At 63.1% G+C, this 15,126-nt stretch carries 14 protein-coding genes and 1 pseudogene; 10 read left to right on the forward strand and 5 right to left on the reverse strand.

Annotated features, from left to right (window positions below; genetic code table 11):
- Nucleotides 1-118: 118 nt before the first annotated feature.
- The 8 genes from L6D75_RS07960 (at nt 119) to L6D75_RS07995 (ending at nt 7,926) form a co-directional block, all read left to right on the forward strand.
- On the forward strand, nt 119-715 hold the full coding sequence (locus L6D75_RS07960) for an amino acid synthesis family protein (protein ID WP_003256068.1): 597 nt from the start codon (nt 119-121) through the stop codon (nt 713-715).
- Nucleotides 716-781: 66 nt separating this feature from the next.
- Entirely contained in the window at nt 782-1,615 is an 834-nt protein-coding gene (locus L6D75_RS07965) for an alpha/beta fold hydrolase (protein WP_176514939.1), read from the forward strand.
- Entirely contained in the window at nt 1,612-3,093 is a 1,482-nt protein-coding gene (locus L6D75_RS07970) for an aldehyde dehydrogenase (RefSeq protein WP_176514941.1), read from the forward strand. Before L6D75_RS07965 ends, L6D75_RS07970 begins: the two co-directional genes overlap by 4 nt.
- A 13-nt stretch (nt 3,094-3,106) precedes the next feature.
- The gene (locus tag L6D75_RS07975) at nt 3,107-3,592 is read left to right on the forward strand and encodes a flavin reductase family protein (RefSeq protein ID WP_176514943.1); all 486 of its coding nucleotides are present in this window, start codon (nt 3,107-3,109) and stop codon (nt 3,590-3,592) included.
- Between the two features lie 177 nt (nt 3,593-3,769).
- Nucleotides 3,770-4,159 carry a carboxymuconolactone decarboxylase family protein gene (locus tag L6D75_RS07980; protein WP_176514945.1) on the forward strand — a complete coding sequence of 130 codons (390 nt, stop codon included), beginning with the start codon at nt 3,770-3,772 and terminating at the stop codon, nt 4,157-4,159.
- Between the two features lie 88 nt (nt 4,160-4,247).
- On the forward strand, nt 4,248-5,000 hold the full coding sequence (locus L6D75_RS07985) for a GntR family transcriptional regulator (RefSeq protein WP_176514947.1): 753 nt from the start codon (nt 4,248-4,250) through the stop codon (nt 4,998-5,000).
- 2 nt (nt 5,001-5,002) lie between these two features.
- The gene (locus tag L6D75_RS07990; protein WP_176514949.1) at nt 5,003-5,566 is read left to right on the forward strand and encodes an NUDIX hydrolase; all 564 of its coding nucleotides are present in this window, start codon (nt 5,003-5,005) and stop codon (nt 5,564-5,566) included.
- A 176-nt stretch (nt 5,567-5,742) separates the two neighbouring features.
- Nucleotides 5,743-7,926 (forward strand): GAF domain-containing hybrid sensor histidine kinase/response regulator, encoded by a 2,184-nt coding sequence (locus L6D75_RS07995; RefSeq protein ID WP_176514951.1) that lies wholly within the window; start codon nt 5,743-5,745, stop codon nt 7,924-7,926.
- A gap of 15 nt (nt 7,927-7,941) precedes the next feature.
- Here L6D75_RS07995 and L6D75_RS08000 read toward each other — a convergent pair whose 3' ends face one another.
- Nucleotides 7,942-8,556 carry a LysE family translocator gene (locus L6D75_RS08000; protein WP_176514953.1) on the reverse strand — a complete coding sequence of 205 codons (615 nt, stop codon included), beginning with the start codon at nt 8,554-8,556 and terminating at the stop codon, nt 7,942-7,944.
- A gap of 112 nt (nt 8,557-8,668) precedes the next feature.
- On the opposite strand from L6D75_RS08000, the gene L6D75_RS08005 reads away from it, so the two are divergent.
- Nucleotides 8,669-9,121 carry an Lrp/AsnC family transcriptional regulator gene (locus L6D75_RS08005; RefSeq protein ID WP_176514955.1) on the forward strand — a complete coding sequence of 151 codons (453 nt, stop codon included), beginning with the start codon at nt 8,669-8,671 and terminating at the stop codon, nt 9,119-9,121.
- A gap of 39 nt (nt 9,122-9,160) precedes the next feature.
- On the opposite strand, the gene L6D75_RS08010 is transcribed toward L6D75_RS08005, so the two are convergent.
- From L6D75_RS08010 to L6D75_RS08025, 4 genes and pseudogenes are all read right to left on the reverse strand, one after another.
- Nucleotides 9,161-9,667 carry a Tli1a family immunity protein gene (locus L6D75_RS08010; protein WP_236193504.1) on the reverse strand — a complete coding sequence of 169 codons (507 nt, stop codon included), beginning with the start codon at nt 9,665-9,667 and terminating at the stop codon, nt 9,161-9,163.
- Between the two features lie 65 nt (nt 9,668-9,732).
- Nucleotides 9,733-10,259: pseudogene (locus L6D75_RS08015) on the reverse strand (DUF3304 domain-containing protein).
- Nucleotides 10,246-12,606: a T6SS phospholipase effector Tle1-like catalytic domain-containing protein gene (locus L6D75_RS08020; protein WP_176514957.1), complete on the reverse strand. Its 2,361-nt coding sequence runs from the start codon at nt 12,604-12,606 to the stop codon at nt 10,246-10,248. The pseudogene L6D75_RS08015 and the gene L6D75_RS08020 overlap by 14 nt, the downstream one beginning before the upstream one ends.
- Entirely contained in the window at nt 12,594-13,133 is a 540-nt protein-coding gene (locus L6D75_RS08025; protein ID WP_176514959.1) for a Tli1a family immunity protein, read from the reverse strand. Before L6D75_RS08025 ends, L6D75_RS08020 begins: the two co-directional genes overlap by 13 nt.
- 553 nt (nt 13,134-13,686) lie before the next feature.
- Here L6D75_RS08025 and L6D75_RS08030 point away from each other — a divergent pair.
- Complete coding sequence (locus tag L6D75_RS08030) at nt 13,687-15,096, forward strand: purine-cytosine permease family protein (RefSeq protein ID WP_176514961.1); 1,410 nt, start codon at nt 13,687-13,689, stop codon at nt 15,094-15,096.
- Nucleotides 15,097-15,126: the final 30 nt, after the last annotated feature.

The raw sequence follows: 15,126 nt of genomic DNA on the forward strand, positions 1-15,126 counted from the left end.
CTGCACTCCCCACCTTTCGTCCCCCTCCCAAGAGAAATTTCAGCCCCCCTCTTGCACAACAAATATTATGGTATACCATCAGACAACAAGAGCTGATAACCCTCACCAGGAGCCCTCCATGAGTTTCGAAATCCGCAAGATCGTCACCTACTCCGAAGAGACCCGCATCGAAGGCGGCAAGGCCACCGACAAGCCGGTGACCATGGTCGGCCTGGCCGTCGTGATCAAGAATCCATGGGCCGGTCGCGGTTTCGTTGAAGATCTGAAGCCGGAAATCCGCGCCAACTGCTCCGAGCTCGGTGCCCTGATGGTCGAGCGCCTGACCGCCGCCATCGGCGGTGCCGACAAGATCGAAGCCTATGGCAAGGCAGCCGTGGTCGGCGCCGATGGCGAAATCGAGCACGCCTCCGCCGTGATCCACACCCTGCGTTTCGGCAACCACTACCGCGAAGCCGTGCAGGCCAAGAGCTACCTGAGCTTCACCAACAAGCGCGGCGGCCCGGGCACCTCGATCCAGATCCCGATGATGCAGAAGGACGACGAAGGCCTGCGCTCGCACTACATCACCCTGGAAATGCAGATCGAAGACGCCCCGCGTGCCGACGAAATCGTCGTGGTACTGGGCGCTGCCGACGGCGGCCGCCTGCACCCGCGCATCGGCAACCGCTACATCGACCTGGAAGAACTGGCGGCCGAAAAGGCCAACGCTCAATAACAACAACCAAGACGGGCCGGGGCGTTGCGTGCAAGCGCCACGCCCGACCTTCAAGGAGCGCCCTCCATGATTCAGCCTGTCGCTGAACATACACCGGCCGGCACCAGTTACCTGGTCCAGGGCCAGGGCCAACCCGTGGTGCTGATCCACGGCGTGGGCCTGAACAAGGAAATGTGGGGCGGGCAGTTCGTGGGCCTGGCCAACGACTACCGCGTCATCGCCTACGACATGCTCGGCCACGGCCACAGCGCCTTGCCAGCAGCCGACATCGGCCTGGAAGGCTACGCCGCGCAACTGGCCGAACTGCTCGACCACCTGCAGATCGCCCAGGCCACCGTGATCGGCTTCTCCATGGGCGGCCTGGTGGCACGCGCCTTTGCCCTGCACTACCCACAGCGCCTGGCTGCGCTGGTGGTGCTCAACAGCGTGTTCAACCGCACGCCAGAGCAGAGCGCCGGGGTGATCGCCCGCGCCGCGCAAGCGGCCGAACAGGGCCCCGACGCCAACGTCGACGCCGCCCTGGACCGCTGGTTCAGCCGTGAATACAAGGCGGCCAACCCCGCGCAGGTCGCCGCGATCCGCCAGGTGCTGGCAAGCAACGACCCGCAGGGCTACCACACCACCTATTCGCTGTTCGCCACCCAGGACATGTACCGCGCAGGCGACCTGGGCAGCATCCAAGTGCCGACGCTGATCGCCACCGGCGAACTCGACGCCGGCTCCACCCCGGCCATGACCCGCCAGCTTGCCGCCAGCATTCCCGGCGCGCAGAGCGTGGTGCTGGCCGAGCAACGGCATATGATGCCGGTAGAGGCACCACGGGAAGTCAACAAGATGCTGCTGGACTTCCTCAGCCAAGCCCGCACCCTCACCGAATCCGCCAAGGGGATTGTTGCATGACCCTCGTTCGTTTCCAGATGTGCATCGACGGCCAATGGCTCGATGCCCACAGCGGCAAGACCTTCGACAGCCTCAACCCGGCTACCGCCCAGGCCTGGGCGCAACTGCCCGACGCCGACGAAACCGACGTCGAGCTGGCCGTGCAGGCCGCCCAGCGCGCCTTCGACAGCCCGGCCTGGCGCAGCATCACCGCCACCGCGCGCGGCAAGCTGCTGCGCCGCCTGGGTGACCTGATCGCCGAGAACAAGGAACACCTGGCCCAGCTCGAAAGCCGGGACAACGGCAAGCTGATCCGCGAAACCCGCGGCCAGGTCGGCTACCTGCCGGAGTTCTTCCACTACACCGCAGGCCTTGCCGACAAGCTCGAAGGCGGCACCCTGCCGCTGGACAAGCCCGACCTGTTCGCCTACACGGTGCACGAACCGATCGGCGTGGTGGCCGGGATCATCCCCTGGAACAGCCCGCTGTACCTGACCGCGATCAAGCTGGCCCCGGCCCTGGCGGCGGGCAATACCATCGTGCTCAAGCCGTCCGAGCATGCCTCGGCGACCATCCTCGAGCTGGCGCGCCTGGCCCATGAAGCCGGTTTCCCGCCGGGTGTGGTCAACGTGGTCACCGGCTACGGCCCAAGCACCGGCGCGGCCCTGACCCGCCACCCGCTGGTGCGCAAGATCGCCTTCACCGGCGGCGCCGCCACCGCCCGCCACGTGGTGCGCAGCAGCGCCGAGAACTTCGCCAAGCTGTCGCTGGAGCTGGGCGGCAAGTCGCCGAACATCATCTTCGCCGACGCCGACCTTGACAGCGCCATCAACGGCGCCGTGGCCGGCATCTATGCCGCCTCCGGGCAGAGCTGCGTGGCCGGCTCGCGCCTGCTGGTGCAAGACGAGATCTTCGACGAGTTCGTCGCCCGCCTGATCGAGCGCGCCAAGCGCATCCGCATCGGCAACCCGCAGGACGACGCCAGCGAAATGGGGCCGATGGCCACCGCCCAGCAACTGGCCGTGGTCGAAGGCCTGGTGGCGGCGGCCAAGGCCGAAGGCGCCAAGCTGCACCTGGGCGGCAAACGTGCCGAGGTCGAAGGGGATGGCTGGTTCTACGAGCCGACCCTGTTCGAGTGCGACAGCAACTCGATGACCATCATGCAGGAAGAAGTGTTCGGCCCGGTCGCGGCGGTGATCCGCTTCAAGACCGAGGAGCAGGCCCTGGCCATGGCCAACGATTCGCAGTTCGGCCTGGCGGCCGGCATCTGGACCCGCGACCTGGGCCGTGCCCACCGCCTGGCCCGTGATGTGCGTTCGGGGATCATCTGGGTCAACACCTACCGCGCAGTGTCGGCCATGGCGCCGATCGGCGGCTTCAAGAACAGCGGCTACGGCCGTGAAAGCGGCATCGATTCGGTGCTGGCCTATACCGAGCTGAAGACCGTGTGGATCAACCTGTCCACCGCGCCGATGCCCGACCCGTTCGTGATGCGTTGAGAGGTAGCACAAGATGATCGAACCCGGCATCTACAAAGACGTGATGGGCTCCTTCCCGTCCGGCGTCACGGTGGTCACCACCCTGGACGCCGACGGCGGCATCGTCGGCATCACCGCCAGCGCCTTCAGCGCGCTGTCGATCGAGCCGGCGCTGGTGCTGTTCTGCCCCAACTACGCCTCCGACACCTACCCGATCCTGCGTGACAGCAAACAGTTCGCCATCCACTTGCTGTCCGCCGACCAGACCGCCGAGGCCTATGCCTTCGCCGGCAAGGGCAAGGACAAGGCCAAGGGCATCGACTGGCACCTGAGCGAGCTGGGCAACCCGCTGCTGGCCAAGGCCACGGCGATCATCGAGTGCGAACTGTGGCGCGAGTACGACGGCGGTGACCACGCGATCATTGTCGGCGCGGTGAAAAACCTGGTGCTGCCGGCCGACCCGGCGACGCCGATGGTCTACCACAAGGGCAAGCTGGGCGCCCTGCCGCCCTTGGGCTGATGCTGAGAGGGGCTGCTTTGCAGCCCAATCGCCGGCAAGCCGGCTCCTACAGTTTTTTTGTGGGAGCCGGCTTGCCGGCGATTGGGCCGCGCAGCGGCCCCGTGCCACCCCCTTTCCAGGGGCCGCGCTACCCCTCACCACTCGGTTGCGGCCCCTGTTTTTATTCGGAGCGATGCCATGAGCAACGAAAAGTACGAAAAAGGCCTGAAGATCCGCACCCAGGTGCTGGGCGAGGACTACGTCAACCGCTCCATGCAGAACGCCGACGACTTCACCAAGCCCTTGCAGGAGCTGGTCACCGAGTACTGCTGGGGCCACGTCTGGGGCCGCGAAGGCTTGTCGCTCAAAGAGCGCAGCATGATAAACTTGGCAATGATTTCCGCGCTCAACAGGCCCCACGAGCTCAAATTGCACATTCGCGGCGCATTGCGTAATGGCCTGAGCCGTGAACAGATTCGCGAGATCCTGCTCCAGGTCGGTATTTATTGCGGCGTGCCCGCGGCGGTGGACAGTTTCCGCCTGGCCCGCGAAGCGTTCGCCGAAGCCGATACGGAGTCAACCCGTTAACAACGGGCTGTTCGAACCACTGCAAGGAGTGCCCAGGTTCGGGGTGCTCCGTGATGTTGGCGCAACAGCCTCATAAAGAGCGCACCTGATGAAACGCCAGCCACTCGACGACAGCTTCAAGGTCAACCGCAACCCCGTTACCCTGCGTGAAATCGTGCTCGACAAGCTGCGGGGCGCGATCATGAACTTCCACCTGCTGCCGGGCGACCGCCTGGTCGAGCGCGACCTCTGCGACCGCCTCGGCGTCAGCCGCACCTCGGTGCGCGAAGCCCTGCGCCACCTGGAGTCCGAAGGGCTGGTGGAGTTCGCCGACGCCAAGGGCCCGCGCGTGGCCATCATCACCCTGGAAGATGCCCGCGACATCTACGAGCTGCGCTGCGTGCTCGAAGGTTTGATCGTGCAGCTGTTCACCCTCAACGCCAAGGCCAAGGACATCCGCGCCCTGGAGCGGGCGCTTGAGGTCAACCGCGAGGCGCTCGAGGAAGGCGAGCTGCAACAGGTGCTGGACTCGGTGCAGGGCTTCTACGACGTGCTTCTGGAAGGCTCCGGCAACCAGGTGGCGGCGCAGCAGCTGCGCCAGTTGCAGGCACGCATCAGCTACCTGCGCGCCACCTCGGTGTCGCAGGAAAACCGCCGCGGCGCCAGCAACCGTGAAATGGAAAAGATCGTCGAGGCGATCAAGAGCGGCGACCCGCTGGCCGCCCACCAGGCCTCGGTCGATCACGTGCGCGCCGCCGCCAAGGTGGCCCTGGACTACCTGCGCCAGAAGCAGGACGACAACGCCAAGGTGCGCGAAATCGTCGAGCCCCTGGTCCTCAAAGAACCACGCATAGGCCGCTGAACATGCCCACCGCCCCGCGCTACTGTCCGCACTGCACCACGGAACTGGCCCGGGGCGTTCCCACTGGCGACACCCACGAGCGCCTGCACTGCCCCGGCTGCGGCTACATCCACTACATCAACCCGAAGATCATCGCCGGCTGCATCATCGAGCGCGAGGGCAAGTACCTGCTGTGCCAGCGCGCCATCCCGCCGCGCCCCGGCACCTGGACCTTGCCGGCTGGGTTCATGGAAGCGGGTGAAACCACCGAACAGGCGGCCCTGCGCGAGGTGTGGGAAGAAAGCGGCGTGCGCGGCGAAATCGTCTCGCCGTATTCGATCTTCAGCGTGCCGACCATCTCCGAGGTGTACATCATCTTCCGCGCCATCGCCACCGAAGAGACCGGGCAGTACGGGCCGGAAACCCTGGCCTACAAGTTCTTCGCGCCCGATGAGATCCCTTGGGACGAGATCTACTACCCGGCGATCCGGCAGATCCTCGAGCGCTACATTCTCGAGCGCCAGGCGGGGGTGTATGGCATCTACATGGGCAACGACGATACCGGCAAGGTGCATTTCATCCGCTGAGCCTGGGATGGCCCTATCGCCGGCAAGCCGGCTCCCACAGGTAACCCACTGCCCTCAGGCCTGTGCATCACCTGTGGGAGCCGGCTTGCCGGCGATAAGGCCAGGCACAATCCCCTCGCCAATTCGCCATTCTCAGTGCACCCTTGTCATCCCGGTCTAAAGGAATGGCAAAACACATGGCGAAATGGCTAGAGGGCGGCGGGCAGATGGCCGAGCGCATCCGCCAGCACGATTGGAGCAGCACCCCCCTTGGCCCCCTGGAGGCCTGGCCCGACGCACTGAAACTTTCGGTCGCCCTGTGCCTGGGCTCGCGCTTCCCCCAGGCGGTGCTCTGGGGCCCCGAGCTGATTACCCTGTACAACGACGCCTTCACCCCGATCCTGGGCCGCAAGCCGCTGGCCCTGGGCCGCCCGTTCAGCGACGTGTGGCAGGAAGCCTGGGGCGAAATCGCCGAGATGGCCGCGCGCGCCATGGCCGGCGAAGCGGTGTACATCGAAGACTTCCCGCTGGTCATCGACCGCAACGGCGGCCCCGAACGCGCCTACTTCACCTTCTGCTACAGCCCGATACGGGGCGTCGACGGCCGCGTGCTGGGCATGCTCGACACGGTTACCGAAACCACCACCAACGTGGTCAACAGCCAGCGCCTGAGCTTTCTCGACAGCCTGAGCCGCGAAGTGGCCAACGCCACCGACCCCGAGCGGATCATGGCCATTACCACGGCCATGCTGGTGGAGCACCTGCAGCTGTCCAGCTGCGCCTATGCGGTGATGGACGCCGACCAGGATGGCTTCAACATCTGCGGCGATGCGGTGGCGCCTGGCTCGCCCCGGCTGATCGGGCAGTACCGCCTGGCCGATTTCGGCCGCCTGGCCGTCAGCCGCCTGCGCGCGGGCGAGGCGCTGGTGATCAACGACAACCTCAGCGAGCTGCCCCACGAAGAAGCCGCGACCTTCCAGGCCATCGGCATTACCGCGACCATCTGCATGCCGCTGATCAAGGATGGGCGCCTGACCGCGCTGATGGCCATCCACGACAAGGCGCCGCGGGTGTGGACTGGCTACGAGCTGCGCATGATCCGCGAAGTGACCGAGCGCTGCTGGTCGCATATCCAGCGGGTGCAGGCCCATGCCGAGGTGCGCGAGGCGATGGCGGCCCTGGAAGTGCTCAATGCCACCCTGGAGCAGCGCGTCGAAGAGCGCACGACCCAGCTGCTGCACACCGAAGCCGTGCTGCGCCAGGCGCAGAAGCTCGAAGCCATCGGCCAGTTGACCGGCGGCGTGGCCCATGACTTCAACAACCTGCTGACCATCATCCGTTCGTCGCTGCACTTTCTGCAGCGCCCCGGCCTCGACGAAGGCCGCCGCGAGCGTTACCTCAAGACCATGGCCGACAGCGTCGACCGCGGCGCCAAGCTGACCGGCCAGTTGCTCGCCTTCGCCCGCAAGCAGGCCTTGAGCCCGCAAGTGTTCGAGGCCGGGCCGCGCCTGCAGGCCATGGCCGACATGCTCGACACCGCCACCGGTGCGAGGATCCAGGTAGAGCTGCAGCTGCCCACGCAGCCTTGCCATATCCGCGCCGACCTCGGCCAGCTCGAAACCTCGGTGATCAACCTGATGCTCAATGGCCGCGATGCCATGGCCGGCGAAGGCACCTTGCGCCTGCGCCTGCAGGCCGGCCAGCGCATGCCTGGCCTGCGCGGGCAGCCCGCGCCAGGCGGGGTATTTGCCGCCATTTCGGTGACCGACACCGGCGTCGGTATCGCCGCCGGGCTGCTGGAACGCATCTTCGATCCGTTCTTCACCACCAAGGCGCCTGGTGAGGGCACCGGCCTGGGCCTGTCCCAGGTGTTCGGCTTCGCCAAGCAGTCCGGCGGCGACATCGAGGTGGCCAGCGTCGAGGGCCAGGGCACCACCTTCACCCTGTACCTGCCGCAAGAGGCGCCGCCTGCCGCAGCCGAGGCTACCGCTGCGCTACCCGCCGCGCCCCATGCGGCGGGTGCACGGCGGCGGATACTGGTGGTGGAGGACAACCCCGACCTGGGCACCTTCACCACGCACATCCTGCAAGATCACGGCTACCAGGTCAGCTGGGCGCACTCGGCCGAAGACGCCCTGGCCCAGTTGGCCGGCCCGGCGGGCGAATTCGATGCGGTGTTTTCCGACGTGGTGATGCCGGGCATGGGCGGCCTGGCACTGGCCCGCGAACTGCGCCGCCAGCGGCCGCAGCTGCCGGTGATCCTGACCTCGGGTTACAGCGAGGCGATCGCCGAGGGCGGCCACGACGGCTTTGCCTTCCTGGCCAAACCCTATTCGGCGGAGCAGGTGTGCCAGATGCTGGCCAAGGTGCTGGGTAGGTGAACGATTGCCGTGGCTTCAGCGCATTTGCCCGATGATCAACCCCGTGGCCACCAGTATCATCGCCAACCCCGACACCCTGCCCACCAGCTTCGCCGCCCCCGGCCGGGTGCTGAGCACCGCCTTGGCGCCATAGCCCACCAGCGAATAGATCACCAGCGAGCTGCACAGGTGCACCAGCCCCAGCAACAGGATCTGCACCGGCACCGGCCAGCTGGATTGCGGGTCGGTGAACTGCGGCAGCAAGGCCAGGAACAGCAAGAACACCTTGGGGTTGAGCCCGCTGACGCAAAAGCCCTTGAAGGCCCAGCGCGACCCCGTTTCCCCGGCACCGCCCTGCCCCGCCTCGGGCAATGCCGGGCTCAGCAGCAGGTTGCCGCCCAGCCACAGCAGGTAGGTGCTGCCGGCCAGGGTCAGCAAGGTCAACGCCAGCGGGTGCCCGGCCAGCAGGCTGCCGACCCCCGCCGCCACCACCAGGGTGGCCAGAAAATGCCCCGACAGCATCCCCGCCACCGCCGGCATCACCCAGCGCCCGCGCATGCCCGCCGAGATGGCATAGGCCCAGTCGGCGCCGGGGGTAATCACGAACAACAAGGACACGGCCCAGAACGCCGTCAGCACACTGATCGCCACTTCACGTCTTCCTTCACAAGGTTTGCGGTTGCTGGAAAGCGTAAAGATTTCGCCTGAGGATTTTCTTCCGTATATTTCCCCGAAACCTCTATTTACTGGAAGATTCTCCCCAATGGACCGCACAGACCGGAAGATCCTTGCCGAGCTGCAAAAAGATGGTCGCCTGTCGGTGACCGAGTTGGCCGACCGCGTGGGCCTGAGCCTGTCGCCGTGCCACCGGCGGCTCAAGGCGCTGGAAGAGAGCGGCGCCATCCTCGGCTACCACGCCCGCCTGGCGCCGAGCGCGCTGGGGCTCAATTTCGCCGCGTTAGTGTTCGTCACCCTGCGCGAAGTGACCCGCCAGCCGGTGGCGGACTTCGAAGCGGCCGTCAGCGCAGTACCGCAGATCGTCGAGGCGCAGCGGCTGTTTGGCGACCCGGATTACCTGCTGCATGTGGTGGCCAAGGACTTGCCGGCGTTTCAGAAGCTGTATGACGAGCAGTTGACCAGCATTCCCAATGTGAAGCGGCTGAGTTCGACGCTGGTGATGAAAGAGGTAATTCAGGACCGCATGCTGCCGATGTAGGCTTTTCGACCGGTCCCAACAGTTGTGAGGAGCGAGCTGTCATTTGGGGCAAGACCGTGGCTCCGGCATCTCTAGTGGGGCCTTGATCGGGTACTCAGGGCTGCCATAGGCGTAACAGGAGGTAGTGACTTGTACTTCATCACAGGGCAGGAAGTGAACTGTGAGGCCGCAAACTTTTTGGCCGTTATAATCTGGCACTGGAACTAGTTTGCTGTGCTGACGTTTTTGGGCTCTCGCAGCATCTCGCCAAGCAAAGTATTTTTCGCGATCCGCAAACCCCGGAAAACCTGCAGAACTCCACACTCCTGTTTCCCATTCTATCTGCACATTCATGCCTGGATACCACTGCTCAGGGGCGATGAAACAACAGCCCCCACCGCCCCCTTGGTATGCCCCGATGATGTCGATACCCGAGCGCCCATCCACACTGAACCTATTGATCGCCCAATGGGTGTGGTTAATCGCTTCGATAGTGCTGGCCTGCACATGCGAAACAGTCCAAACGATAGAGGCGAGCAACAGCGCTGCACGCCCAGTGAGCGTCATCACTGCATCGGCTTCGCACATCGTTTGATCTGAGGCAGGTACTGTGGAGCAAGCGTGCCTCTTGTTCATTTCTGGCATGACTTCGACTCCGGCATCTCTAGTGGGGCCTTGATCGGGTACTCAGGGCTGCCATAGGCGTAACAGGAGGTAGTGACTTGTACTTCATCACAGGGCAGGAAGTGAACTGTGAGGCCGCAAACTTTTTGGCCTTTATAATCTGGCACTGGAACTAGTTTGCTGTGCTGACGGCTTTGGGCTTCACCTGCATCTCTCCAAGCAAAGTATTTTTGCTCGTCTGCAAAACCAGGGAAGCCTTCCCAGCCCCATACCCCGGTTTCCCAATCGATTTGCACTGCCATATCGGGCTGCCAAATCTCAGGGCAATGTAGCAACAGCCCCCACCGCCCCCTTGGTATGCCCCAATGATGTCGATACCCGAACGCCCATCCACACTGAACCTATTGATCGCCCAATGGGTGTGGTTTATCGCTTCGATTGTGCTGGCCTGCAGATACGAAACAGTCAAAACATTGGTGGTCAAAAGCAGTGCTGTCAGCCAGGTTAGCCTCACGCTTGCATTAGCTTTGACCATCGTGGCCTCCCCTTGCCTCGGCATAGTGCGCGGCCCACATATCGGCGATATCCCGTTGGATTCGTGCAGCGCGTTCCGCGTCCAGCGGATTCAGGTTGATATCGACACGGGCTATGGATGCATCGCTATCAATCGCTTCGACCGGCACTGTCATCAGTGCCAAATCCCTGCGATTGGCATCACCGAAAAACACCATGCGCTCAGTGAAATAGCTGCCAAGTGGTTCGCGACCGCCCGCAATGGCCATGTTCAAGTAGGTGTCGTTGAGCGATGCATGGAGGAACCAGGCGCGCGAATCGTGAACATGGTCGTCGAACAATGCCCGCAGCAGCCCTGCAGGCTGATCACGGTTGCGCGCTTCGTCCACCTCGCCTCGCAGAGATTCCGTGGTGTGGTTCTGCTGGCCTGCGGGTGGTGGGAACAATTGGCTGACCTTGGCTCTGCCACCCGCTTTCATCCGCTTGTGCTCGGCAAGGCATTGCTCAAGTGACGAGCTGCTCAGCCAATAGATGATCAAGGCCGGTCGATAAACCTTGTTTGCGCGCCTGAAAAAGAGCAGGTAGGGGTCACTCTCCAGGTTGCGGTAGATTCGGCCGAACTCCTGGGCGGCTTCACGGAGTTGAGTCTTGGACTTGTCGGGGTCGTAGGGCGGGATGCCCGGCTCCAAGGGTAACTTCGGAGCCCCACGGCGTTCGCGGTCTTGCTGGAGGGCACGGCGATTCATGACTTGTGCTTGTTTATTGTCACGGTCGACTTTGCCACGTGCACGCGCCTCCGGGGTCGCGTGCTCATCCGTTGCGCGGAGATAGAAATCAGTGTCTTTCAGGCTTTCGAAGGCGTAACGGTCGATACGCCAGGCGGTTAGCCAATCCATCTGGGTGCGCAAGGCATCTTCAAGGGATATATTCGCGGGCGCTGGTTGGTAACCCTCACTTCGCTCGGACGATGAAGACTCCGACTGCGACATCAATCCAAAAGTTAATCGACGCCATGCATTGAATCGGTTAATTAGCCCACCTGAAACGGCGAACTCATCTACTGTTTCCTGGGCCATTTCTTTCCACTTCTCAGAATAAGAGCCTCTGGGCAGTGAGTCTTTGGGGACTTTTAGCGGTGCTCCTGATATGTAGGCGTCTCCATACATGTCTTGTAAGGCGACCTGCGATAACAGCAAACCGTCTCCTCTAAAATTGTCTTTACTCCATGACTTCCCTTGATCCCCAGGTACATACCCTCCTCCCTGATCACTATGCACCCCCGGGTAAATCACCTCGACACTATTATCCGGATAAGTCCCATCCTCCCGTCGAATCGACTCCAGCGGAAAACTCAGCCGCTGCTCATGGCTGGCGACGATATGCAGACACCGCTTGACCAATGCCCCACGGGGCAGCTCCTGGCTACCATCCCCCCACCCCATATGCCCATTGGCGACCGGTACCAGATCGGCCAGGCCAACCGATACAACGGTATCCAGCAAGCCCAGGTAATCCACACTGACCGGCAGCCTGGAACCTTCGATCGACAGTGCCGGCGCCGCCTCATCGGCCACCAACAGCTCGTTCAACCAGCTGACGAAAGCCCGAGCCGCCGCGGCGCCCCGGGAGAAGCCGTAGACATACAGCTTGATGCCCACCAGCTTGGGATGTCCCGGCGATGGCTGCGCCAGCGCAAGGCGTAAGGGCTGCTCTATCGCCTTGAGCTGCTCGCGGAACACCTTGCGCCGGTAGCTGCGCCCCAGGATCCATTCGGTCCCGCGCCAGGTCCCCATGGCTTCGACCGCTGCCATCAGCTGGGCATTGTCCAGCCTGGGCAGATTCAACGAGCGGCGCAGGGCATCGATGACCATCAGCAGCGCCCAGTTGATCCGACGCTCCCCGCCCCGCGCAAACGCCAAGCCAGCCGTGTTGTAGTCCAGATCGCCAACTTCTGGGAATGGCGTCCCCACTCCAGGCATGTAGTACTTGTAGTACTGGCCATAGCCAATACCCGAGGCATCGGTCAGCCCACTTGCCAGGGGATTGTGCGCGGTGCCCCCAGCGTGACCGGCGCCAATGGTGGCGCGAAACAGTCGAGCGATATTGGTGGGATGCGCCACTGTCGACTCGTACAGATCATGATTGAGGTTGTTGCCGGTGCCGTCGAAGAACAAGCTGATATGCAAGGTCTTGCAACATGGGGGCATGACTCGAAAGCCCGCAGCCAGCGACAAGTCATCCTGCAGCTTACGCTCCAGTTCGGTTTGCTGGCGCAGGTTCTGATTCACCTGCCGAGCACTTGGAGATAGGCGCCCTTCAAGCGGGAACGAGGGTGGGAAACAGACGGGGGACTTGCTTATTTTGGGCATGACGGTGGCTCCGGCAGTTGGAGAGGTGCTTTGACCGGGTAGTCAGGGCTGCCATAGGCATGGCAGGAAGTAGTGAGCTGTACTTCATCGCAGGGCAGGAAATGCACTGTAATGCCGCAAACTTCTTGGCCGCTGTAATCTGGGACTGGAACCCGTTTGCTATGTCGTCGTTTTTGCGCTCGAGCAGCGTCTCGCCAAGCCAAATACTTTTCTTCGTCCGCAAAACCTGGGAAACCTGCTGAACTCCAAACACCAGTCTCCCAGTCGACACGCACCGTCATACCTGGGTACCAGTGCTCAGGGACGATATAGCAACACCCTCCGCCCCCTCCTTGATAAGCCCCAATGATGTCGATACCCGAACGCCCATCCACACTGAAGCGGTTGATCGCCCAGTGGGTGTGATTTATGGCTTCGATGGTGCTGGCGTGACTCGTTTGACCTAACAATGTGCCGGCGAAACTGGTCAGGAAAAGGATTGAGCAGGCGACAGGCCGGCAATCATGAAATAGCGGCAAGTTGAACATCGTGGCGCTCCACACCGGGAAGTCAGGCACCATGACGCACGTTGCCGATGTGAGCTAGACGCTGGGAAAAATAGAGAACCGTCCTACATTGACGGTGCTGTAGGCCTACAAAAAGATCGTACAAACAGCAGCTCTGACATGACTTTCAATAGCGCTACGAGATCAACTAAGACTGTATTGAGGGCAGTTTCTATTCGATAGAACACTTTACCGATCAAGCGCCGACAAGCCGTTTTCTCATGGCAGGGCCTCAACAGACACCCATTTCCCCTGCCCCGCAATCGCGCACCTCGCACCATCCCGGCACATTCGTTTGGATCCATTCCCACCCCAACCGCCCAACCCCGGGCCTTGCCGCCCGATGGCCCGCTCCTTGCAACCACTCGTCCCTTAAGCTTTTGTCAGCCTTAGCTTTTTTAACGTTTATGGGCACATATTTACTTATTTCTCCTAACCCCCGCACCCCGCATCATCGCTCCAACAAGAACGCGTCGCCCATCGCCGGCACGTACCCGGGCAGCCCTCGTTGCCCAACCTTGCCTTGGAGTCAGTCATGACCAGTGCAGCCAACTCGGCACCCCTCATAGAAAAACACACGATCGGCTACGTGCCCCCGCAAGACCGCCATGGAAAGGTAAGGGATCTGTTCACACTGTGGTTCGGCGGCAATATCGCGCCGCTACCCATCGTCACCGGCGCGCTGGGCGTGCAGCTGTTTCACCTGAACCTGGTGTGGGGCATCGTCGCCATCCTGGTCGGCCACCTGGTCGGCGGGGTGCTGATGGCCTTGCACTCGGCCCAGGGCCCGCAGATGGGCATCCCGCAGATGATCCAGAGCCGCGCCCAGTTCGGCTCGCTCGGCGCGCTGCTGGTGGTGGTGATCGCCGGGGTGATGTACATCGGCTTCTTCGCCTCCAACATCGTGCTGGCCGGCAAGTCGCTGCATGGCGTGGTCGATTCGGTGCCGGTACCGGTCGGTATCGTCGTCGGCGCGCTGGGCTCGGGGATCATCGGCATCATCGGCTACCGCTTCATCCACGTGCTCAACCGCATCGGCACCTGGGTGCTGGGCATCGGGATCGTGGTCGGCTTCGGCTACATCTTCAGCCACGTGCAAAGTGACGACTTCCTCACCCGCGGCGGCTTCAACCTGGCCGGCTGGCTGGCCACCGTGTCGCTGGCGGCGCTGTGGCAGATCGCCTTCGCCCCCTATGTGTCGGACTACTCGCGCTACCTGCCGGCCGACGTGAAGGTCTCCTCGACCTTCTGGACCACCTACCTGGGCTCGGCCCTGGGTTCGAGCCTGTCGTTCATCTTCGGCGCCGTGGCGGTGCTGGCGATCCCGGCCGGCATGGACACCATGGACGCGGTCAAGCTGGCCACTGGCACCCTCGGCCCGATCATGCTGGTGCTGTTCCTGCTCAGCGTGATCAGCCACAACGCCCTCAACCTGTATGGCGCGGTGCTGTCGATCATCACCCTGATCCAGACCTTCGCCTACCGCTGGATCCCCACCGCCAAGAGCCGTGCGGTGCTGTCGCTGGTGGTGCTGGCGGGCTGCTGCGTGGTGGCGGTGTGCGCCTCGGCGGACTTCATCGGCCACTTCGTCGACATGGTGCTGGTGCTGCTGGTGGTGCTGGTGCCGTGGACGGCGATCAACCTGATCGACTTCTACGTGATCCACAAGGGCGACTACGACATCCAGTCGATCTTCAAGGTCGACGGCGGTATCTACGGCCGCTACAACCCGCAGGCGCTGATCGCCTACGCGGTGGGCATCGTGGTGCAGATCCCGTTCATGAACACGCCGCTGTACGTAGGGCCGATTTCCGCGCACATCAACGGCGCCGACCTGTCCTGGTTGGTGGGCCTGGTGATCACCTCGCCGCTGTACTGGTGGCTGGCCAGCCGCGACAGTGCCTATCGTCGCCGGCAGATGAGTGCCAAGATGGCGGCAGCCTAAGCCGTTGGGCCGCCAGGTGCATGCCTCGAG

It is taken from the genome of Pseudomonas faucium (assembly GCF_021602585.1).
Lineage (GTDB): Bacteria > Pseudomonadota > Gammaproteobacteria > Pseudomonadales > Pseudomonadaceae > Aquipseudomonas > Aquipseudomonas faucium.

Excerpts from the sequence above, each read along its gene's own strand:
- L6D75_RS07995 (WP_176514951.1), top strand. The coding sequence starts at position 5,743 with ATGGCGAAATGGCTAGAGGGCGGCGGGCAGATGGCCGAGCGCATCCGC.
- L6D75_RS08010 (WP_236193504.1), bottom strand. The coding sequence starts at position 9,667 with ATGACGCTCACTGGGCGTGCAGCGCTGTTGCTCGCCTCTATCGTTTGG.
- L6D75_RS07970 (WP_176514941.1), top strand. The coding sequence starts at position 1,612 with ATGACCCTCGTTCGTTTCCAGATGTGCATCGACGGCCAATGGCTCGAT.
- L6D75_RS07980 (WP_176514945.1), top strand. The coding sequence starts at position 3,770 with ATGAGCAACGAAAAGTACGAAAAAGGCCTGAAGATCCGCACCCAGGTG.
- L6D75_RS07985 (WP_176514947.1), top strand. The coding sequence starts at position 4,248 with ATGAAACGCCAGCCACTCGACGACAGCTTCAAGGTCAACCGCAACCCC.
- L6D75_RS07975 (WP_176514943.1), top strand. The coding sequence starts at position 3,107 with ATGATCGAACCCGGCATCTACAAAGACGTGATGGGCTCCTTCCCGTCC.
- L6D75_RS07960 (WP_003256068.1), top strand. The coding sequence starts at position 119 with ATGAGTTTCGAAATCCGCAAGATCGTCACCTACTCCGAAGAGACCCGC.
- L6D75_RS08025 (WP_176514959.1), bottom strand. The coding sequence starts at position 13,133 with ATGTTCAACTTGCCGCTATTTCATGATTGCCGGCCTGTCGCCTGCTCA.
- L6D75_RS07990 (WP_176514949.1), top strand. The coding sequence starts at position 5,003 with ATGCCCACCGCCCCGCGCTACTGTCCGCACTGCACCACGGAACTGGCC.
- L6D75_RS08020 (WP_176514957.1), bottom strand. The coding sequence starts at position 12,606 with ATGCCCAAAATAAGCAAGTCCCCCGTCTGTTTCCCACCCTCGTTCCCG.
- L6D75_RS08005 (WP_176514955.1), top strand. The coding sequence starts at position 8,669 with ATGGACCGCACAGACCGGAAGATCCTTGCCGAGCTGCAAAAAGATGGT.
- L6D75_RS08030 (WP_176514961.1), top strand. The coding sequence starts at position 13,687 with ATGACCAGTGCAGCCAACTCGGCACCCCTCATAGAAAAACACACGATC.
- L6D75_RS07965 (WP_176514939.1), top strand. The coding sequence starts at position 782 with ATGATTCAGCCTGTCGCTGAACATACACCGGCCGGCACCAGTTACCTG.